Annotated in this window: 18 protein-coding genes; 10 read left to right on the forward strand and 8 right to left on the reverse strand. The window is 67.1% G+C overall.

Annotated elements, in window-relative coordinates:
* Positions 1-4: 4 nt before the first annotated feature.
* The 6 genes from glyS (at position 5) to glmM (ending at position 9157) form a co-directional block, all read left to right on the forward strand.
* Positions 5-2116, forward strand: a complete 2112-nt coding sequence (gene glyS, locus G5V65_RS03635) for a glycine--tRNA ligase subunit beta (protein ID WP_165047142.1) — start codon at positions 5-7, stop codon at positions 2114-2116.
* 159 nt (positions 2117-2275) lie between these two features.
* Entirely contained in the window at positions 2276-4828 is a 2553-nt protein-coding gene (locus G5V65_RS03640) for a putative PEP-binding protein (RefSeq protein ID WP_165047143.1), read from the forward strand.
* Positions 4829-5037: 209 nt separating this feature from the next.
* On the forward strand, positions 5038-5724 hold the full coding sequence (locus G5V65_RS03645) for a cell wall hydrolase (RefSeq protein WP_165047145.1): 687 nt from the start codon (positions 5038-5040) through the stop codon (positions 5722-5724).
* A gap of 126 nt (positions 5725-5850) precedes the next feature.
* Positions 5851-6759 carry a dihydroneopterin aldolase gene (locus tag G5V65_RS03650; RefSeq protein ID WP_165047147.1) on the forward strand — a complete coding sequence of 303 codons (909 nt, stop codon included), beginning with the start codon at positions 5851-5853 and terminating at the stop codon, positions 6757-6759.
* A gap of 47 nt (positions 6760-6806) precedes the next feature.
* Positions 6807-7814 carry a dihydropteroate synthase gene (gene folP / locus G5V65_RS03655; protein WP_165047148.1) on the forward strand — a complete coding sequence of 336 codons (1008 nt, stop codon included), beginning with the start codon at positions 6807-6809 and terminating at the stop codon, positions 7812-7814.
* Positions 7811-9157, forward strand: coding sequence for a phosphoglucosamine mutase (glmM, locus tag G5V65_RS03660; RefSeq protein ID WP_165047150.1), 1347 nt, complete (start codon positions 7811-7813; stop codon positions 9155-9157). Before folP ends, glmM begins: the two co-directional genes overlap by 4 nt.
* A gap of 140 nt (positions 9158-9297) precedes the next feature.
* Here glmM and G5V65_RS03665 read toward each other — a convergent pair whose 3' ends face one another.
* The 4 genes from G5V65_RS03665 to ilvC all read right to left on the reverse strand — a co-directional run bounded on the left by G5V65_RS03665 (position 9298) and on the right by ilvC (position 12178).
* Positions 9298-9450 (reverse strand): hypothetical protein, encoded by a 153-nt coding sequence (locus G5V65_RS03665; RefSeq protein ID WP_165047152.1) that lies wholly within the window; start codon positions 9448-9450, stop codon positions 9298-9300.
* A 651-nt stretch (positions 9451-10101) separates the two neighbouring features.
* Entirely contained in the window at positions 10102-10641 is a 540-nt protein-coding gene (locus G5V65_RS03670) for an ImmA/IrrE family metallo-endopeptidase (RefSeq protein WP_165047153.1), read from the reverse strand.
* On the reverse strand, positions 10638-11000 hold the full coding sequence (locus tag G5V65_RS03675) for a helix-turn-helix domain-containing protein (RefSeq protein ID WP_165047155.1): 363 nt from the start codon (positions 10998-11000) through the stop codon (positions 10638-10640). Before G5V65_RS03675 ends, G5V65_RS03670 begins: the two co-directional genes overlap by 4 nt.
* A 155-nt stretch (positions 11001-11155) precedes the next feature.
* Positions 11156-12178, reverse strand: coding sequence for a ketol-acid reductoisomerase (gene ilvC / locus G5V65_RS03680; RefSeq protein WP_165047157.1), 1023 nt, complete (start codon positions 12176-12178; stop codon positions 11156-11158).
* Positions 12179-12304: 126 nt separating this feature from the next.
* On the opposite strand from ilvC, the gene G5V65_RS03685 reads away from it, so the two are divergent.
* From G5V65_RS03685 to G5V65_RS03695, 3 genes are all read left to right on the forward strand, one after another.
* Positions 12305-12763 (forward strand): Lrp/AsnC family transcriptional regulator, encoded by a 459-nt coding sequence (locus tag G5V65_RS03685; RefSeq protein ID WP_165047234.1) that lies wholly within the window; start codon positions 12305-12307, stop codon positions 12761-12763.
* Entirely contained in the window at positions 12760-13218 is a 459-nt protein-coding gene (locus G5V65_RS03690; RefSeq protein WP_165047159.1) for an Lrp/AsnC ligand binding domain-containing protein, read from the forward strand. Before G5V65_RS03685 ends, G5V65_RS03690 begins: the two co-directional genes overlap by 4 nt.
* Positions 13219-13370: 152 nt before the next feature.
* A complete protein-coding gene (locus G5V65_RS03695; RefSeq protein WP_165047161.1) occupies positions 13371-14498 on the forward strand; it encodes an aminotransferase class V-fold PLP-dependent enzyme in 1128 nt (375 codons plus the stop codon).
* A gap of 109 nt (positions 14499-14607) precedes the next feature.
* On the opposite strand, the gene G5V65_RS03700 is transcribed toward G5V65_RS03695, so the two are convergent.
* The 3 genes from G5V65_RS03700 to G5V65_RS03710 form a co-directional block, all read right to left on the reverse strand.
* Positions 14608-15807, reverse strand: coding sequence for a UbiH/UbiF family hydroxylase (locus G5V65_RS03700; RefSeq protein ID WP_165047162.1), 1200 nt, complete (start codon positions 15805-15807; stop codon positions 14608-14610).
* Between the two features lie 118 nt (positions 15808-15925).
* Positions 15926-16183: a hypothetical protein gene (locus G5V65_RS03705; protein WP_165047164.1), complete on the reverse strand. Its 258-nt coding sequence runs from the start codon at positions 16181-16183 to the stop codon at positions 15926-15928.
* 99 nt (positions 16184-16282) lie between these two features.
* On the reverse strand, positions 16283-16933 hold the full coding sequence (locus tag G5V65_RS03710; RefSeq protein WP_165047165.1) for a pyrimidine 5'-nucleotidase: 651 nt from the start codon (positions 16931-16933) through the stop codon (positions 16283-16285).
* Positions 16934-17093: 160 nt separating this feature from the next.
* Between G5V65_RS03710 and G5V65_RS03715 the strand changes: the two genes are divergently transcribed.
* On the forward strand, positions 17094-17729 hold the full coding sequence (locus G5V65_RS03715) for an FCD domain-containing protein (RefSeq protein WP_165047236.1): 636 nt from the start codon (positions 17094-17096) through the stop codon (positions 17727-17729).
* A 21-nt stretch (positions 17730-17750) separates the two neighbouring features.
* Here G5V65_RS03715 and G5V65_RS03720 read toward each other — a convergent pair whose 3' ends face one another.
* Positions 17751-19694, reverse strand: a complete 1944-nt coding sequence (locus G5V65_RS03720; RefSeq protein ID WP_165047167.1) for a glycosyltransferase family 2 protein — start codon at positions 19692-19694, stop codon at positions 17751-17753.
* Between the last annotated feature and the right edge of the window lie 38 nt (positions 19695-19732).

Genomic DNA, 19732 nt, shown 5'->3' on the forward strand with positions numbered 1-19732 from the left:
CATCATGCCTGACCTGCTGATCGAACTGTTCTCGGAAGAAATCCCCGCGCGGATGCAGGGGAAGGCTGCGGCTGACTTCAAGAAGCTGGTGACCGACGGGCTGGTCGAGGCGGGGCTGACCTATGCCAGCGCCGGGGCCTTTTCGACGCCGCGCCGTCTGGTGCTGTCGGTGGAGGAATTGACGGCGGAAAGCCGGGCCGTGCGGGAAGAGCGCAAGGGGCCGCGCGTCGATGCGCCGGTGGCGGCGCTGGAGGGGTTCCTGCGGTCGACCGGGCTGACGAAGGACCAGCTTGAGGTGCGCGAAGACAAGAAGGCGCAGGTCTATTTCGCGGTAGTGGAAAAGCCCGGCCGCGCGGCGGATGCGATCGTGGCCGAGGTGCTGGAAGGCGTGATCCGCAATTTCCCCTGGCCCAAATCGATGCGCTGGGGGTCTGGGTCGCTCCGTTGGGTGCGGCCTTTGCAATCGGTGCTGTGCCTGATGGTGGATGAGGCGGGCGCGCGGGTCGTGCCCTTCGAGATTGACGGAATCCGCGCGGGCAACACGACGGAAGGGCATCGCTTCATGGGGGCGGGGCGGTTTGCCGTGACCTCCTTTGACGATTACCGCGTGAAGCTGTCCCGCGCGAAGGTGATGCTGGATGCCGCCGAGCGTGAGGGGCAGATCTGGCAGGAGGCCACGAACATGGCCTTTGCCGCCGGGCTGGAGGTGGTGGAGGATCGCGGCCTGCTGGCGGAAGTGGCAGGGCTGGTGGAATGGCCTGTCGTGCTGATGGGGCAGATCGGCGAGGAATTCATGGGCCTGCCGCCGGAAGTGCTGCAGACATCCATGAAGGAGCATCAGAAGTTCTTTTCCGTGCGAAACCCCAGGACGGGGCGGATCGAACGCTTCATCACGGTCGCCAATATCGAGGCGGCGGATGGCGGGGCGGCGATCCTGAAGGGCAACCAGAAGGTGCTGCGCGCCCGCCTGTCGGATGCGCGCTTCTTCTGGGAGAATGACCTGCGGGTGGCCAAGGGCGGCATGGGCGACTGGGCCGAGGGGCTGCGCGCCGTGACCTTCCACAACAAGCTGGGCAGCCAGGCGGAACGGATCGAGCGCATCGCGGCCTTGGCGCGCGAGATTGCGCCCCTGGTGGGGGCGGATGCGGCGCTGGCCGAACAGGCGGCAAAGGTGGCGAAGCTGGACCTGCGGTCGTCGATGGTGGGGGAATTCCCTGAATTGCAGGGGGTGATGGGCCGCTATTACGCGCTGGAGGCGGGGATGGCTGCCTCCGTTGCGGATGCCTGCCGGGATCACTATTCGCCGCTGGGGCCTGCGGATGCGGTGCCGGTGGAGCCGGTATCGGTCGCCGTGGCGCTGGCCGACAAGATCGACACGCTGACCGGGTTCTGGGCGATCGACGAGAAGCCGACGGGAAGCAAGGACCCGTTTGCGCTGCGTCGGGCGGCTTTGGGGGTGATCCGGCTGGTGTTGGTGAATGGGGTGCGCGCTTCGCTTCTCAATGTTTTCGACCGTCATTTCAGTATTGCACTGGTCCTTGCCCGCAAAGTTGGCGAGCAAATTTCAGGCGAGATGTCGAAAACTGAAGATGCAGACCTCCTCGCCTTCTTCCACGACCGACTGAAGGTCTTCCTCCGCGATCAGGGCATCCGGCATGACGTCATCGACGCCTGCCTTGCCATGCCCGGCAACGATGACCTCACGCTGCTGGTCAAGCGGGCGCAGGCCTTGCAATCCTTCCTCACGTCAGACGATGGCACCAACCTGCTGCAGGGCTTCAAGCGGGCGAACAACATCCTGAGCCAGGCCGAGGCGAAGGATGGCGTCGAGTATTCCTTCGGCGCCGATCCGAAATTCGCCGAATCCGACGCGGAACGCGCCCTGTTCAATGCGCTGGACGTGGCCGAACAGGCCATCGGCCCCGCCATGCGCGCCGAGGATTTCGCCGCCGCGATGGGCGCAATGGCCCAGTTGCGCGCGCCCATCGACGCCTTCTTCGAGGCGGTGCAGATCAATGCCGAGAACGAGATCCTGCGCCGAAACCGGCTGAACCTTCTGCATCGCATCCGCGCCATCTGTGCGGGCGTGGCGGATCTGACGAAGGTGGAAGGCTGACCGCCCCCCCTTCATCTGTTCTCAAATATCCCACGGGGGTCCGGGGGTGTGAAACCCCCGGGGGCTGGCCAGGGCGCGGCGCCCGAAAATCAGGCAATGTCAGGCTTGATTGACTGCGTGCAAGGCGTATCCTGCGCCTGCAAAGGAAAGGTCGCCGCAGTGCAGAAGATCGACATGCTTCCCGATTTCGCCGAGATCACGCCCTCGGCGCGGATTGCGACCGCCGCGCATGGCTGGCGGGCGAAATGCCTGCAGCGGCTGATCCGGCTGGACCTGCCGGTGCCCGAGACCGTGGCGCTGCCCGCGGCCACGGTGCGGGCCATCGCGGCGGGGCATCCCGTGGATGTCGAGGCGATCCTGGCCCATTTCGGGGCGGATGCGCTGATATCCGTGCGGCCCAGCCCGCAGAACCCCGATTGGGGCGGGCCGGGGACGATCCTGAATATCGGGATGAATGCGGCGCGGCATCGGGCGCTGGTGGCGCGGCACGGGCAGGCGGCGGCGGATGCGCTTTATCTGCGCTTTGTGCAATCCTATGCCACCCATGTGGCGCGGCTGGATCCCGACATGTTCGACGCCGCCGCCCCTTCGGCGGAAAGCCTGCGCGATGCGCTGCGGGTCTATGAGCTGGAGATGGACGAACCCTTCCCCGAAGACCCCGCGCGGCAATTGGCAGAGGTGCTGCGGTCGATGGCGCGGGCCTGGGAGGGGACGACGGCGCGGCTTTTGCGCGCGGCCAAGGGCGCGCCGGAAGAGGCGGCGCTGGGTCTTGTGGTGCAGGAGATGGCGCAGGGCATCGGCAAGGGGGTTTCCGGGTCCGGGGTGATCCAGTTCGTCGATCCGGTGACGGGGCTGGCGCAGGTGACGGGGCGCTATCTGGGGCAAAGCCAGGGGCGCGACGCGCTGAAGCGGACGGAGGCGATCTATCTGACGCGCGATCCGCGCGGGCCCTCGCTGGAGGAACTGGCGCCGGAGCTGTTTGCGGATCTCTTGCGCTTTGGCGCGGCCTGCCGGGTGAAGCTGCGCGAGGAGATGCAGATCGAATTCACCATCGAGGACGGGCATCTGTCGGTGCTGGATGCGGTGAAAGTGGCGCGATCCGCGCGGGCGGGGCTGAAGATCGCGGTGGCGCTGGCCGAGGACGGGGTGATCACCGAGGCCGAGGCCGTGCTGCGGGTGGAGCCGCGGGCGCTGTCGGAACTGTTGCATCCGCAGGTGGATCCGCGGGGGGCGCGGGATGTGTTCGTGCGCGGCATCGCGGCCAGTCCGGGGGCGGCGACGGGGCGGATCGTCTTTTCCAGCCAGGCCGCGCAGGCAAGCGCCGCGCGGGGGGAGCCTTGCATCCTTGTCCGGCGCGAGACGGCGCCCGAGGATATCCGCGGCATGCATTCCGCCGTGGGCGTGCTGACCGAGCGGGGGGGGATGACGTCGCATGCCGCCGTGATCGGGCGGGGGCTGGGGCTGCCCTGCATCGTGGGGGCGTCGGACCTGAAGCTGGATGCGAAGGACAGAAAGCTGATCGCGCCCGACGGGCGGGTGTTCCGCGAGGGCGACATCATCACCGTGGACGGCACCACCGGCGAGGCGCTGGCGGGCGCGGCCGAGATGCTGGCCCCGGCGCTGGATGACAGTTTCCGCAAGCTTCTGGGCTGGGCGGACCAGTATCGCGACATCGGCATCCGCGCCAATGCCGACACGCCGCAGGATGCCGCGACCGCGCGGCAATTCGCGGCGCAGGGCATCGGGCTGTGCCGGACGGAACACATGTTCTTTGAAGATGACCGTCTGGTCGTGATGCGCGAGATGATCTTTGCCGATAGCGCCAAGGATCGGGCGGCGGCGCTGACGCGGCTTTTGCCGATGCAGCGCGAGGATTTCGTGCAGTTGTTCGACATCATGCAGGGGCTGCCGGTCTGTATCCGGCTGTTCGACCCGCCGCTGCACGAATTCCTGCCGCATAGCCGCGAAGGCCTGCGCGAACTGGCCGAGGCGCTGGACAAGCCCCTGTCGGAGGTGACGCGGCGGGCCGAGGCCCTGGCCGAGTTCAACCCCATGCTGGGGATGCGGGGGGTGCGGCTGGGGGTCGTGCTGCCCGAGATCTATGACATGCAGGCGCAGGCGATCTTCGAGGCCACGGTCGAGGTGGGGCGGCGCGGCGCGGCGGTGGTGCCGGAGATCATGATCCCGCTGGTCTCGGCCCGGCGCGAGGTGGAACTGGTCAAGACCCGCGTCGATGCGGTGGCGGCCAAGGTGCGCACCAAGGCGGGGGCGGATTTCGCCTACAAGCTGGGCGTGATGGTGGAGACGCCGCGCGCGGCGCTGCGGGCGGGGGAGATCGCGCAACATGCGGCCTTTCTTTCCTTCGGCACGAATGACCTGACGCAGATGACCTATGGCCTGTCGCGCGACGATGCGGGGCGGTTCATGAATACCTATGTGCAGCAGGGCGTCTTTCCCGAGGATCCGTTCCATATCCTTGACGTGGACGGGGTGGGAGAGCTGTTGCATATCGGGGCGGATCGCGGACGCAAGACGCGGGGGGATCTGGTCCTGTCGATCTGTGGCGAGCATGGCGGCAACCCCGAATCAATCGCCTTTTGCCGGAAAGCGGGGTTCGATTACGTGTCCTGTTCGCCTTATCGCGTGCCCCTGGCCCGGCTTGCGGCGGCGCATCTGGCCTTGCAAGAGGCTGCAGCCAGGGGCGAAAACTGACACAATATCCTGTGGTTGCGGCAAGGTCTTGATACTGCGTGTTAATTTTCTTCGGCGGATATCCGCCGAAAATGGCCAGATTTCGGTTGCAATTCTGCCACAATGGTAGACTCGGGCCGCCAAGGTCGACTAGGTCCGCCCCTCGTTGCCTGCGGGGGCCTTTCGCCGCCCGGGTGACACGGCTGAAACAGACCGGGACACACGAGACCATGCGCTTGCATACAGGCTGGATCACAGGGGCGGTTGCCGCTGTCATCCTGAATGGAGCGGCCTTCGCCGACGTGACGGTGAGCCAGTCCAACGATCCGACCGCTGCCCTTGGCAGCACCTTCGGCGCGCTTCTGGGCACCGAACGGCAGGCCATGGCGGCGCTGCCCGAGTCGCGGCTGACGGAACTGGCCGTCGGCCCGAAGATCGAGACGCGGACGACCAAGGGCAAGCCCGCGGTCGGCGCGCCGATGGTGATCCGCTATGACGATGCCTGGCTTGCGGCGCAGCCGGAACCTTCGGGCGATGCGGAATGGGAATGCCTGAGCAAGGCGATCTATTTCGAGGCGCGGGGCGAAAGCCTGCGCGGGCAGTTCGCGGTGGCCGAGGTCATCCTCAACCGCGTGGACAGCCCGGACTATCCCCGCACCATCTGCGGGGTGGTGCAGCAGCGCGGCGGCGGCGGATGCCAGTTCAGCTATGTCTGCGATGGACGGGCCGACCGGATGCGCGACGCCGAGGCCACCTGGCGGGCCGAGCGCGTGGCCCGGGTGATGATGGATGGCGCGCCGCGCGCGCTGACGATGGGGGCCACCCATTTCCATACCCGCTGGGTCCGTCCCGGCTGGGCGCGGCGCTTTCCGCAGACGGCGGCGATCGGGGCGCATCTCTTCTATCGGCAGAACTGAAAAGCGGCGGCTCGGGTCGCCTTGCTTGCGGTTTGTGCCGGGTTCGGACATGGAAGGGCCGGAGGCAGGGGATAACCTGCCCCGGAGATTTCTGCGCCGACGTTCCGCGCCCGAGGAGGCGAGCCCATGACCAGCGACATCCGTCTTGCCTTTGCGCATCCCGAGGAGCGTGCCGTCGCCTCGGCCAGCGCCGATCCGCGCGACCGGATCTCGCTGCGCGATCATGTGGTCGAGGTGGAGATCGGCGCCTTCCAGCAGGAGCGGGGCACGCGCCAGCGCATCCAGTTCAACGTGGTGGTCGAGGTGCGGCCGCAGCCGCAGCCGCTGGATGACGATGTGGACAAGATCCTGAGCTATGACCGGATCACCGAGGCGATTTCCGCCGAACTGGCGGCAGAGCGGCTGAACCTGCTGGAGACCCTGGCCGAGCGGGTGGCGGAGCGGATCCTGGCGGAACCGCAGGCGATGCGGGCCTTCGTGCGGGTGGAAAAGCTGGATCGCGGCCCCGGCAAGCTGGGGGTGGAGATCGCGCGCAGCCGGGCCGAGGCGCCGCTGCGGGCGGTGGGATCGGACGGGGTGGAATCGGCGGTGCATCCGCTGGTCGTCTATCTGGACAATGCCGCGGTGCAGGGGGCGGATCTGGCGGCGCGGCTGGACGGGTTGCAGGCGCGCGGGCTGCCGGTGATCCTGACGGTGGGCCTGCCCGATCTGCCGCGCCCGCAGACCGGCCACAAGCCGACGCAGCGCCGGATCGACCTTCTGGCGATCGAGCAGAATGCCTGGGCATTGGCGGCGCGCGATCCGCGCTGCGTGGTGGTGGCGACGCGGACCGAGATCGACTGGGCGATCAAGCGCGGGCAGATGATCGTCTGGGCGCCGTCCAAGCTGGTGCTGGATGCGGTGGACGGGCCGCAGAGCCGCGATCCCGTGGCGCTGGCGCTGTGGCTGGCCGAGGTGATGGCCGCAAGCGGCATCATCGTTCACGGCGATGTTGCAGTGCCGGCAGGAAGCCGCGTGCCGGTGGAGCGCGGCTGAGCCGGGCAGGGCTTGCGCGAGGGCGGCGCTGCGCCTAGGCAAGGGCCATGGACTATTACCGCCCGATAGCATCTGTCGATCCTGCGCGGCCTGCGGGCGCCTTGCCCCTTGCCGGTGGCTGGTGCTGGTTTTCGCAGGCAGAGGTGCTGCGCCGGGATGCGCCGCCGGAAGTGCTGCCCGTGGCGCGGCTGCCCGGCGAGGTGCGCGACAGGCTTGCCGCGCCGCGCCCGGCCTTCGGCGGCCTGCCGATGGACAGGCCGCAGATCATGGGCATCCTGAACGTGACGCCCGACAGTTTCTCGGACGGTGGGCGCTTTCTTGCGCCCGAGGCCGCGCTGGCGCAGGCGCGCGCCATGGCCGGGGCGGCGGATCTGCTGGATATCGGCGGCGAAAGCACGCGCCCCGGTGCCGCCGAGGTGGCGCTGGCCGAAGAGGTGGCGCGCACCGCCCCGGTGATTGCCGCGCTGCGCGAGGGGGGGCTTTCGGTGCCCATCTCCATCGACACGCGGAAGGCGCCCGTCGCGCGGGCGGCGCTGGCGGCGGGGGCGGGGATCGTGAACGATGTGGCGGCCATGGGGTTCGATCCTGCGATGGCGTCGGTTGTGGCAGAGGCGGGTGCGCCCGTGATCCTGATGCATTCGGTGGGCACGCCCGCGACGATGCAGGATGACCCGCGCTATGAGGATGTGCTTCTGGATGTTTACGACTTTCTGAAGGCACGGATCGCCGCTGCCGAGGCGGCGGGCATCGCGCGGGGGCGGATCATGGTCGATCCCGGGATCGGGTTCGGCAAGACGGCGGCGCATAACCTGGCCCTGCTGCGGCGGTTGTCGCTGTTTCACGATCTGGGGGTGCCGCTTCTGCTGGGCGCATCGCGCAAGCGGTTCATCGGCACGATCGGGGGCGAAGACGTGGCGGCGCGGCGGATGCCCGGGTCCGTGGCGGTGGCATTGGCAGGGGTGGCGCAGGGCGCGCAGGTGCTGCGCGTGCATGACGTGGCCGAGACGCGGCAGGCCTTGCGGCTTTGGCTGGCGGTGAATGGAGTGGATGGATGACGCGCAAGCTCTTTGGAACCGATGGTGTGCGGGGGCGGGCGAACAGCTTTCCCATGACCGCCGAGATGGCGTTGCGGCTTGGGGCGGCGGCGGGGCGGTATTTCCGCCGCGAGGGACGCGCCGCGCATCGCGTGGTGATCGGCAAGGATACGCGGCTTTCGGGCTATATGCTTGAGAACGCGCTGACCGCGGGGCTGACCAGCACGGGGATGAACGTGCTGCTGCTGGGCCCGGTGCCGACGCCGGCGGTGGGGTTCCTGACGCGGTCGATGCGGGCGGATCTGGGGGTGATGATCAGCGCCTCGCACAATCCGCATCAGGATAACGGGATCAAGTTCTTTGGCCCCGACGGGTTCAAGCTTTCGGATGAGGCCGAGGCCGAGATCGAGGCGATGCTGGCGGGCGAGATCGCGCTGGCCGCGCCCGAGACGATCGGGCGGGCGAAGCGGATCGAGGATGGGCGGGGGCGCTATCAGGAATTCGTCAAGACGACGCTGCCCGCGGGGGTGCGGCTGGACGGGTTGAAGGTGGTGATCGACTGCGCCAACGGCGCGGCCTATCGCGCGGCGCCCGAGGTGCTGTGGGAATTGGGGGCCGAGGTGATTGCCGTAGGTGTGGCCCCCAACGGCAAGAACATAAACGAGAATTGCGGATCGACCCATGTGCAGACCGCGGCCGAGGCGGTGGTCGCCCATGGCGCGGATGTGGGGATATCGCTGGATGGCGATGCGGATCGGGTGATGATCCTGGATGCCAGGGGCCGCGTCGCGGATGGCGATCAGATCATGGCGCTGATGGCCACGCGCTGGGCCGAGGATGGGCGGTTGCGGGGGGGGGCGCTGGTGGCGACTGTGATGTCGAACCTGGGGCTGGAGCGGCACCTGGAGGGGCGGGGGCTGCGGCTGGAGCGGACGGCGGTGGGGGATCGCTATGTCGTCGAGCGGATGCGCGAGGGGGGGTTCAACCTGGGTGGCGAACAGTCGGGCCATATCGTGATGACCGACTATGCCACCACCGGCGACGGGCTGGTGGCGGGGCTGCAATTCCTGGCCGAGATGGCGCGGACGGGAGAGGCGGCCGAGGTGCTGGCGCGGCAATTTGTCGAGGTTCCCCAGATGCTTAGGAACGTGCGTTACAGTGCCGGAAAGGCCCCGCTGGAGGCCGCCGCCGTGCAATCCGTGATCGCCGAACAGGAGCGGCGGGTGCAGGGCAAGGGGCGCATCCTGATCCGCAAATCGGGGACGGAGCCGCTGGTGCGGGTGATGGCGGAATGCGAGGATGCGGCGCTGCTGGAAGAGGTGGTGGGCACGATCGTGGCCGCCGTGGAACGCGCGGCGGGCTGAGTTCGGGCGTGCCGCGCCCGGTGCAGACGTGCAGTGCAGACAGGCGTGCATACGCAGCGCACGCTGCCGCTGGGTTTGGTTAACGCCTTTCCCGCGGTGGCGGGGGGGTCTTTGGGGCGGATGGCGGGGTGAACCCCGCCCTACTCCTTGGGCGTTTCTTCCTCGACCTCGTCCGCGATGGGGGCGGGGGTGCGGGGGCGGTTCCATGCGGGCTTGCGCCGCGAGGCGGGCGAGGCCTTCTGCGCCAGGAATTCGGCAAGGTTGAAGGGGGGCTTGGGGGTGGAGATACCCATGGGTCGTCCTTTCGGGGTCAGACCGGACGACGACGGGGGGCATAGGCAGGGCCGGCCACCGAGGTTCGGGGTTGCGCCCCGAGGGAGACGGGGGCGTGGGGAGGGTATGCGCTTTTTCGGGGGGGAAAGATAGGGGTGGGACGGGCGAACCCGTCCCACAAGCTTAAGTCACCGCTTTATCTTCTCGACGACGTGCGTCGATTTCTTCGTCGCGGCAACCTTGACGGTCGTAAAGCGCCCAGTCTTGGCGTTACGCCCAATCGTCAGTGTCTTCTTGCCCATGGTCATCTCCATTTGGCTTGTTGCGAATTCTGCGGGCGCACTTGAGCGCCCGCAGGTGTGTTGTGGTGCTTCACTCGGCTACGAGAATTGGCCACGCCTTGATGCCGTAAAGCTTGGCATACAGACGCTGGCCCGTAGTCGGGCATGTCCGCCAGGGGCGGAACACCAAACGGAAACCAGGCGGAACATCGTTGCGATCTGCCATGGCGTTAGTCCTTCGGCGGGGCGTATCTTGCCAAATCAGAGCGAACGCTTTACTCTTTGTTTCGCGAGAACTTAGAGTGTCGCGTCTGATTGGCTCTGCACCGTCAAGCCCCTCATGCACGGTACCGAAAACTTTGCGAAGTCCAAGTAGCCTTGGGCTTCGCTCTAAAGGCCTCCCCGCTTTTTGATGTCGGACAGGCGGTTACTCGCGGCTTCCCAAGACACGCCGAACCTTCTAACCACGTCGCTCGCCTCGTCAGTTTGTGAGAGGTGGGCCTTGGGCATTAGCAAGGTTGCGGCAAATCTGTTAGCCTGCGGCTCGGCAAGCATGTAGGAGGGTGTACCGTCTCGCTTGGAAGCTCGCGCCAAGGGAGCGTTTCGATGCAGAATGAGGTGGCCTAACTCATGTGCGAAGGTAAACCTTGCTCGCCCGTCTCCTTCACACGCTCGCTCGTAGACGTCCTCTCTAAACCGAATGAATGAACCCTGAGGGCAGGTAAGTCCTTCCAAGTGGCCCATTTCTGATTTCGAGAATACCTGAAACTCTGACAACTCCATCGCATTGCAAATGACCGTCTCTACAACGCGGACGATATCTATTCTTGGCTGGTTTGTGAGTTTCAAGACCTCTCGGACAGCATCAGCCTGCTTGTCGATCTGCGCCCATGTGCGGGGCGGCACCAAGTAATCGTCCGGCTCAATCATGTCTTGTCCCCCTTTGCCTGAAGGATGGTGAGGATCTTCTGGAGTTCTTCGGACGAAAGGTCGTTCATCCGCCTTGCCATTAGGCCAAAGGTGTCCCGCTGGAGGTCGTCGTTCGCCTCAAGCGTAAAGGCCTTACGTGACCTATCAGCCGCTCTGCGCAGTTGGTCTGCGGCATCATTGGCAAGCCGATACACTTGCACGACCGCTTCCTCAAATCCGGTCGGCGGGCTTTTCTTCCCTGTTTCGACCGCTGAAATGAAGGCCGAGGACAAGCCAAGTCGTTCCGCCATGTCCAGCATACGTTCGTCCCGCTCAACCCTTAACCGCCTAAGTTCCTTTCCGATTTCCGTGGTTGCCATTGGTGTCGCTCCCCTTCTTTCCCACAAGATATAGCGAAACGGGCCGATCTGTCAACCCGCATGGTTAATTCTGTCAGCCTGATTGGTGAACGCGCGAGCCAGAGAAAAGGGCGGCCCTCCCGGACCGCCCCCCCTTACTCAACACTGACGGATGATCAGTTCCGCGCGCGGTCGACCATCTTGCCCTTGGAGATCCAGGGCATCATGGCGCGCAGTTTCTCGCCGACCTGTTCGATCTGGTGCTCGTCGTTGATGCGGCGGGTGGCCTTGAAGAAGGGCTGGCCGACGGCGTTTTCCTGCATGAAGTCGCGCACGAACTTGCCGGTCTGGATGTCGGTCAGCACGGCCTTCATGCGGGCCTTCGTCTCTGCATACGGCAGGATGCGCGGACCCGAGACGTATTCGCCGTATTCGGCGGTGTTCGAGATCGAGTAGTTCATGTTCGCGATGCCGCCTTCGTAGATCAGGTCGACGATCAGCTTCACCTCGTGCAGGCATTCGAAATAGGCCATTTCCGGCTCGTATCCCGCTTCGACCAGGGTTTCGAAGCCCATGCGGATGAGTTCGACGAGGCCACCGCAAAGCACGGCCTGTTCGCCGAAGAGATCGGTTTCGCATTCCTGGCGGAAGTTCGTCTCGATGATACCCGAGCGGCCGCCGCCGATGGCGGAGCAGTAGGAGAGGCCGATTTCCATGGCCTTGCCCGTCGCGTCCTGGTGGACGGCGACGAGGCAGGGGACGCCGCCGCCCTTGGTGTATTCGCCGCGGACGGTGTGGCCGGGGCCCTTGGGGGCCATCATGATGACGTCGACGCCCTTTTTCGGCTCGATCAGGCCGAAGTGGACGTTCAGGCCGTGGGCGAAGGCGATGGCGGCGCCTTCGCGGAGGTTGTCGTGGACGTATTTGCGGTAGGTTTCGGCCTGGAGTTCATCGGGCATGGTGAACATGATGAGGTCGGCCCAGGCGGCGGCTTCGGCGATGCCCATCACTTTGAGGCCCTCGGCCTCGGCCTTCTTGGCGGAGGGGGAGCCTTCGCGCAGGGCGACGACGAGGTTCTTGGCGCCCGAGTCGCGCAGGTTGAGGGCGTGGGCATGGCCCTGGGAGCCGTAGCCGAGGATGGCGACCTTCTTGTCCTTGATCAGGTTGATGTCGCAGTCACGATCATAATAGACGCGCATGGCGGTCCTCCTTTGGGTTGATGGGCGGAGGATAGGGGTTTTCCGGCGGTGCGCGGTGCATTGTTTGACATTTTTCGCGGAATGATGGAGTTTGCATTCCAGAAATGGCGGTTTGGTGGATGGATCATGCAGCTGGATGAGACGGACCGCCGGATCCTGCGGCAGTATCTGGCGGAACCGGGGCTGGAGCGGGCGGTGCTGGCCGAGCGGGCGGGGGTGACGGGGGCGACGCTGTGGCGGCGGCTGGAGCGGCTGCGGGCGGGCGGGGTGATCCGGGCGGAGGTGGCGGCGATCGACTGGCGGGCGCTGGGCTATGGGGTGGAGGTGTCGTTGCGGTTCACGCTGGACAAGACCGATCCGCGGGCCTTCGACGAATTCATCGCCGCGGCGCGCGAGGTGCCCGAGGTGGTGGCGATCGAGACGTTTCTGGGGCGGGTGGATGTGCGGCTGAACGTGATCGCGCGGGACATGGCGCAGTATCAGGAGATCTATCGTAGGCGGATCCTGACGCTGCCGCATATCGCGGAGCTGGAGGCCTTGATGCTGATCGCGACGATCAAGGATGCGGGGGGGCTGCCGCTGTGATCGACCTGGACGATCTGGATCGCGGGGTGCTGCGGCTTTTGGCGCGGGACGGGACGCTGGGGGCGGGTGAGATCGGGCGGCGGCTGGGGATGAGCCAGCCTGCCGCCTGGCGGCGGGTGCGGCGGCTGGAGGAGGCGGGCGTCATCGCGGGGCGGCGGGTGGAGGTGGACCGCGCGGCGCTGGGCTTTGGCGTGACGGTGTTTCTGGGGGTGAAGCTGGCGACGCGGGGGCGGGTGAGCCTTGAGGATTTCGAGCGGGCTGTGGTGGCGATCCCGGAGGTGCAGGTGGTGCAGCATGTGCTGGGGCTGTTCGATTACCGCCTGCGGGTGGTGGCGCGGGATATCGTGGATTTCGAGCGGGTCCTCAGGCGGCGGATCATGACGCTGCCGGGGGTGGGGAATGTGGAGGCCAATGTGCTTTTGACCGAAGAGTTGCGGCCCGGGCCTTTGGGATAGCCCGTCTGGGGGGCATCCCGTCGATTTCGGCCAGGTGAGCCGCGGCGACCATTCCGGGAATGAGTGAAATGGCCGGGCGGGCATGTCGGAATCGGGCTGGCTTTGGGGGGCGGCTGCGCCATATTTGGCATGAGTGACAGGGAGAGAGCCTCATGACCCAATTGCCGCATGCACATGTCGACCCGGAGGGATTGCAGGAATTCTCGGTCGTCTTCACGGACCGCAGCCTGAACCACATGTCGGCGCGGTTTCAGGGGGTGATGCGGGATGTGTCGGGGCTGTTGAAAGAGGTCTATCGCGGGTCTGCCGTGGCGCTGGTGCCGGGGGGCGGGACCTATGCGATGGAGGCCGTGGCGCGCCAGTTCGGCAAGGGGTCGGTGCTGGTGGTGCGGAACGGGTGGTTTTCCTTCCGCTGGACGCAGATCTTCGATGCGGGCGGATTTGCCTCCAACACCACCGTGGTGATGGCGCGGCAGACGGGGAACGATCCGCGGGCGCCCTATGCGCCGCCACCGGTCGAGGAAGTGGTGGCGAAGATCCGGGAGGTTCGCCCCGAGGCCGTGTTCGCGCCCCATGTGGAGACGAGCGCGGGTATCATCCTGCCGGATGACTATATCGCCAGGGTGGCGGCGGCGGCGCATGAGGTGGGGGCGGTGATGGTGCTGGATTGCATCGCCTCAGGCTGCATCTGGGTGGATATGGAAGCGACGGGGGTGGATGTGCTGATTTCCGCCCCGCAGAAGGGGTGGTCGGCCTCGCCCTCGGCCGGGGTCGTCGTGCTGTCCCCGCGCGGGGAGGAACGGTTGGCGGCGACCGAAAGCAATTCCTTTGCGCTGGACCTGAAGAAGTGGCGGGCGATCATGGCGGCCTATGAGGGCGGCGGGCATGCCTATCATGCCACCATGCCGACCGACGCGATCCTGGGCTTCCGCGATGCGATGCTGGAGACGAAGGCGATGGGGTTCGCCGAGGCAAAGGCGGCGCAATGGGAATTGGGGGGTGCGGTGCGGGCGCTGCTGGCGCGGAAGGGTGTGCCTTCGGTCGCAGCCGAAGGCTATCAGGCGCCGGGCGTGGTGGTCAGTTATACCGATCAGCCCGAAGTGCAGAACGGATCGAAGTTCCGTTCCGAAGGCCTGCAGATCGCCGCGGGCGTTCCCCTGCAGGTGGGCGAAGGGGCGGAGTTCCGCACCTTCCGTCTGGGCCTTTTCGGGCTGGACAAGCTGAAGGACGTGCCAGGCACCGTGGCGCGGCTGGAGCGCGCCGTCGAAGCGGTGCTGTAACGCCCGGAAAATCTTTCAGGAAAGATTTTCCGGGGGCCGGACCCGAAACTTTTCCATGAAAAGTTTCGGGAGAGGAGACCCGAGAATTTTCTGGAAAATTCTCGGGTTCCTAGCGGACGCCGAGGCCCGCGCGCATGAGCGTCTTGCGCACCGGGGCGACCGAATAGAAGGCGTTCAGGGCGGTGGCGCGCAAGTCACGTAGTCCTTGCGCGCCCATCATCGAGGCGCGGTTGAGCGCGTCGATGCCGGTGACGCGGGCCTGCACCTCCCAGTGGCGCTTGCGGTGATAGGCATCCAGCATGGTGGCACCGCCGAGGCCCGTTCGATCGGCGGTGGCGAGGTCGAGCAGCACGCGCAGATCGGCGAGTGACATGTTCAGCCCCTGCGCGCCGATGGGCGGGACGACATGGGCGGCTTCGGCCATCAGGGCGCATCTTTCGCCGGCCATGCGGTCGGCGATCTGGCTGATGATCGGCCAGACGGAGCGGCGGCTGATCAAGGTCAGCGGGCCGAGGATGTGGCAGGAGCGCAGGTTCATCTCGGCCTCGAAGGCGTCGACGGGCAGCGCGGCGAGGCGCTGCACATTGGGGCCGGTTTCCATCCAGACGATGGCGGATGAGGGCAGCCCGTCTCGATCGGGCAGGGGCACCAGGGTGAAGGGGCCGCCGGAGCGGTGGATCTCGGTCGAGATGTCGCGATGCGGGATGGGATGGGTCACGGCAAAGGCCAGGGCCTTCTGGCCATAGCGCAGGGTCCGGGTGGGGATGGCCAGCGCCTCGCGGATGGTGGAGGCGCGGCCATCGGCGGCGATGACAAGGCGCGCGGCGATGCGGGTGCCGTCCGACAGGGTGACTAGCGCCTCGCTGTCGCGGGTCAGGAGCGCGGTGGTGGCGAGGCCCGGGCGGAAGGAGACATTTGGCAGGTCCGACAGTCGGGCGACCATTTCGCGCCGGAGAAGCCAGTTGGGCAGGTTCCAGCCGAAGGGCTGGTCCGAGATGTCGGCGGCATCGAAATCCTTGACGATGCGGGGTTCGGGCAGGTCGCCGCCGGCGTCGATGATGCGCATGATCTGCAGCGGCGCGGCATGGGGGGAGAGCCTGTCCCAGAGGCCCGCCGCCTGCAGGACGGGAAGCGAAGGTTGCAGGAAGGCGGTAGTGCGCAGGTCGGCGCCGTTATCCTCCATCCTTGTGACAGGGGGCTGGGGATCGACGCAGATGACGTTGAAGCCCGCCGCCCCGAAGGCCGCCGCGGCGGCCAGCCCGGCGACACCGCCGCCCGAGATGAGGATTTCCGTGCTTTCGCGTGTCATGGCCGCCTCCGTTTCGCGAAGAGATACGCCTGTTGGCGGCGAAGGCGAAGCGACAAAGTGCCCCGGCGGGTTGGCGCGCGCGGGGGGGTGCGGGGGGGCGTGTGGCCCCCCCGCCGGGTCAGGGCAGGGTGATCCAGATCAGCAGGGTGAACATAACGGGCACGAAGGCCACGGCGGGAAGGACAAGGGCCACGAAGCCCCAGGTCTGCACCGCCAGGACGATCAGCGTCAGAAGGATCGTCAGCACGTAATAGATCGTCGAGATGTCGCGCGCGATGTCGCGCGCCACATGGCCGAGGATCGGTGTCGCATGCAGGATGCGGCCGGCGAGGCTGGGCTGGATGGCGATGGCGGTGGCGGGGGTGTGAAGCGACATCTGGGACTCCGGTTTACTGCCCCTTTATGTGGGGCGAAGCCGGGTGGGATCAACGGGCTTTGCTGCGGCGCAGCGTCGCGCGTCGGGCCGCGCGCCCCTTCAGCGCCCCGTCAGGCGGGAGAGGAAGTAAGACAGGTCGGCGGCATGGTGGTGGATATGCGGCGCGGGTTCCGGGTCAGGGGCGATATGGACGGTGCGCATGCCCATGGCATGGGGCGCGGCGAGGTTGCGGGCGTCATCCTCGAACATGGCGGCGGTGGCGGGGTCGAGCCCGTCCTGCGCGAAGACCTGTTCAAAGGCGGCGCGTTCGGGTTTCGGGCGGTAGCCCGCATGTTCCACGCCATAGACCGCGTCGAAAAGCCCGGTCAGGCCGCGGGCGGCCAGAACGCGATGGGCATAGGGGGTATCGGCATTGGTATAGACGATGCGGCGCCCCGGAAGGGCCGCGATGCGCTGCGCGAGCAGCGGATCCGGGGACAGGACCGAGAAGTCGATGTCATGGACATCCGCGAGATAGGCTTCGGGGTCGATCCGATGTTCTGCCATGAGCCCGGCGAGGGTGGTGCCGTAAAGCTTCCAGTAGCTGGCGCGCAGGTGATCGGCATGGGCGCGATCCACGCCGAGCGCGGTCATCACCCAGTTCGTCATGCGGATTTCGATCTGGTCGAAGAGGCGCATGTGCGGCGGGTAAAGCGTGTTGTCGAGGTCGAAGACCCAGCTGCGGATATGGGAGAAATGTTCGGCGGGCATGGGGACAGGGTAAGGCCAGTCTGGCGCCGCCGCAATGGGGCGCTGCTTTGGGGGCCGCTGCTTTGGGGGCGCGGCATCGGGGGCGTTGCATGGGGGCGAGGGGGTGGCTAGTGTCGGCCACGGTATGCGGATGCATCCAGTCGTGGCCTGTGGAGGGGATGTGCAGAAGGACGCCTATACGCTGATTCTGGAGGCGATCGACGCGGGGCTTTACAAGCCCGGCGACCGGCTGGTGGAATCGGAACTGGCCGAGCGGCTGGGCGTGTCGCGCACGCCGGTGCGCGAGGCGCTGCAGCGGCTGGAGACGCAGGCGATGCTGACCCGCGACGGGCGCAGCCTGATCGTGGCCTCGCTGGATCACAACCAGCTGGCCGAGCTTTACGCGGTGCGGACGGAGCTTGAGGGGCTGGCGGCGCGGCTGGCGGCGCGGCATGCCACGGATGAGGAGATCCGCGTGCTGCGCGGCATGGTCGAGGATGACCGGGCGCTCTTGGGCGCGGATCCAAAGCTGCTCAGCCGGGCGAACAAGCGGTTCCACAAGCAGATCCATCTGGCCAGCCACAACCGTTTCCTTGTGCAGCAACTGGATCTTGTGCATCGGTCGATGGCCTTGATGGCCAATACCTCTTTCGCGGCCGAGGGGCGCGATGAGGTGGCGCTGGCCGAGCATGACCAGATCGTGCGCGCGATCGAGGCGCGGGATGGCGAGGCGGCCTATCAGGCGCTGCGCCAGCATATCAGCAAGGCCTTTGAAACACGCCTGCGGGTGGATGCGGGCGAGATCCGGACGCGCTGAGCGCGGCTGCCCGGGCCATTGTCAGGGCGGGGGATCGGCTGCCGTGTCGAACTGGCCATGCTTGGTCTTGTCCCAGTGGAAGGGGCGCGAGATCGCCTCGACCAGGGCCTTGGCGGCGGCGAAGCTGGCCAGCAGCGCATAGGGCTTGAGCATCGGCAGCCAGAGAAGCGACAGCCGGTTCGGGCTGCGCCGCATGGCGAGGGCCACGAGGGCGAAATCTGCCAGTTGTGCCAGAAGCAGCGCCAGCGCCAGCAGGCGGAGCGCTTCGGGTGAGAGCAGGCCGCCCAGCGGATGCGCCATGCCGAGCGGCACCAGCCAGAGCGACCAGAGCGCGGGATTGGCCACGCCCTGCAGAAGCGAGCCGAGGATCAGCGCCTGCATCCCCAGAAAGCCCGCCGCGCCCAGATCGCGCCAGAGTTGCCGGGGCGCGCGCATGTGGACGATCCAGGTCATCAGATAGCCCTTGGTCCAGCGCGACCTTTGCCGGATCCAGGGGATGGCATGGCAGTTCGCCTCTTCCATCGTGGTGGAGGGGAGGATGTCGGTATACCAGCCGTTGCGCGCCAGCCGCAGGCCGAGATCGCAATCCTCGGTCACGTTATGGGCATCCCAGCCGCCGACCTGCAGCAGCGCGTCACGGCGCAGGAAAAGGGTCGTGCCGCCCAGCGGGATGGGCAGGCCCAGCCGGGCGAGGCCGGGCAGGACAAGCCGGAACCAGGCGGCATATTCGAAGGTGAAGCAGCGCGCGATCCAGTTTGTGGCGGGGTTGTAGAAATCCAGCATGCCCTGAAGGCAGGCCAGACGGGGCGGGGCCGCGGCGAAATGGGCGGCGACCTTGCGCAATTGATCGGGGGCGGGGGCGTCCTCGGCATCGTAGATGCCGATGAGGCCGCCGCGCGCCAGATCCAGCCCGTAGTTCAGCGCGCGCGGCTTGGTGCGGATCGTGCCGTCGGGCACGGTGACGACGCGCATCCAGTCGGGCAGGGCGATCCTGGCAAGGGCGCGGCGCGTGGGGTGATCGCAGGCTTCCAGCAGAAGGATCACATCCAGCCGGTCGCGCGGGTAATCCAGCGCCGAAAGGCGGCGGATCAGGCGGGGGGCGATGTCGTCTTCGCCATAGAGCGCGATCAGGACCGAGATGGTCGGAAGGGCGTCGTCGGGCAGGGGGCGCGCCTCGGGGATGGGGTGGCGGCTGGCCCAGGCGGCGGCGAGTTTCAGCGCGAAGAGCGCCGCGAAGGAGGCCAGCGCGCCGAGGATGAGCAGGGTGAAGACCAGATCGGGGCGCAGCATGGCCGCGCCTGTGGCGCCAGCCCCAAGGGCAAGGGTCCAGAGCGCGAGGCCGATGCGATCAAGGCTGCGGCAGCTTTGGATCGCGGGGGGGCGCTGTTCGGCGGCCTGCACGAGGGCAGGGCCGTGTTGGGCGAGAAGGGCCGCCTCGATCCGGGGGCGCGGGCAGGGCAGGGGGCGGATCCGGGGGCCGAAGAGGGCGGTCAGATGGGCGCGGTTGCGGTCGAAGGCATCGGGTGTGGCGGTGAGGAGGATCACCTCATCCCCCAGGCGGCGGCAGGGGATGAGGCCCTGGCGCAGGGCGAAGGCGGGGCCGAGGCGATCGAGCATGGCGCGATCGGGGATTTCGATCAGCGGATCGACCGAAAGGGGCAGATGCGGGCGCAGCGGCAGGACGCGGGCGAGCGGGCGCGCAGAGCGGGTATCGGCGGGGGCCGGTTCGGGAAGGGTGAGGGGCTGGTCGGTGGCGGCGAGGCGCGGCAGGAAGATCGCCGCCGCTTCGGCAAGGCCGGGGGCCGGGTTGGCGGTGCGGGGGGCAAGATCGGCTTCGGGCAGGGCCGGTTGCGGAAGGGTCGGTTGTGCTGGGGCCGGTTGCGCAAGGCCCGCCGGGCGGCGGGCGGTGGCAAAGGGTGCAAGCCCGGGATGGGCGATACCGTTCTGGTAGAGCGGGGCAGGCATGGGGTCATCCTGGTGATTGCAGGATGACCTTGCCCGAC

This window comes from Paragemmobacter kunshanensis, from assembly GCF_011059185.1.
In the GTDB taxonomy this organism is placed as follows: Bacteria; Pseudomonadota; Alphaproteobacteria; order Rhodobacterales; family Rhodobacteraceae; genus Paragemmobacter; species Paragemmobacter kunshanensis.

Excerpts from the sequence above, each read along its gene's own strand:
- glyS (WP_165047142.1), top strand. The coding sequence starts at position 5 with ATGCCTGACCTGCTGATCGAACTGTTCTCGGAAGAAATCCCCGCGCGG.
- G5V65_RS03645 (WP_165047145.1), top strand. The coding sequence starts at position 5,038 with ATGCGCTTGCATACAGGCTGGATCACAGGGGCGGTTGCCGCTGTCATC.
- G5V65_RS03650 (WP_165047147.1), top strand. The coding sequence starts at position 5,851 with ATGACCAGCGACATCCGTCTTGCCTTTGCGCATCCCGAGGAGCGTGCC.
- folP (WP_165047148.1), top strand. The coding sequence starts at position 6,807 with ATGGACTATTACCGCCCGATAGCATCTGTCGATCCTGCGCGGCCTGCG.
- glmM (WP_165047150.1), top strand. The coding sequence starts at position 7,811 with ATGACGCGCAAGCTCTTTGGAACCGATGGTGTGCGGGGGCGGGCGAAC.
- G5V65_RS03665 (WP_165047152.1), bottom strand. The coding sequence starts at position 9,450 with ATGGGTATCTCCACCCCCAAGCCCCCCTTCAACCTTGCCGAATTCCTG.
- G5V65_RS03670 (WP_165047153.1), bottom strand. The coding sequence starts at position 10,641 with ATGATTGAGCCGGACGATTACTTGGTGCCGCCCCGCACATGGGCGCAG.
- G5V65_RS03675 (WP_165047155.1), bottom strand. The coding sequence starts at position 11,000 with ATGGCAACCACGGAAATCGGAAAGGAACTTAGGCGGTTAAGGGTTGAG.
- ilvC (WP_165047157.1), bottom strand. The coding sequence starts at position 12,178 with ATGCGCGTCTATTATGATCGTGACTGCGACATCAACCTGATCAAGGAC.
- G5V65_RS03685 (WP_165047234.1), top strand. The coding sequence starts at position 12,305 with ATGCAGCTGGATGAGACGGACCGCCGGATCCTGCGGCAGTATCTGGCG.
- G5V65_RS03695 (WP_165047161.1), top strand. The coding sequence starts at position 13,371 with ATGACCCAATTGCCGCATGCACATGTCGACCCGGAGGGATTGCAGGAA.
- G5V65_RS03700 (WP_165047162.1), bottom strand. The coding sequence starts at position 15,807 with ATGACACGCGAAAGCACGGAAATCCTCATCTCGGGCGGCGGTGTCGCC.
- G5V65_RS03705 (WP_165047164.1), bottom strand. The coding sequence starts at position 16,183 with ATGTCGCTTCACACCCCCGCCACCGCCATCGCCATCCAGCCCAGCCTC.
- G5V65_RS03710 (WP_165047165.1), bottom strand. The coding sequence starts at position 16,933 with ATGCCCGCCGAACATTTCTCCCATATCCGCAGCTGGGTCTTCGACCTC.
- G5V65_RS03720 (WP_165047167.1), bottom strand. The coding sequence starts at position 19,694 with ATGCCTGCCCCGCTCTACCAGAACGGTATCGCCCATCCCGGGCTTGCA.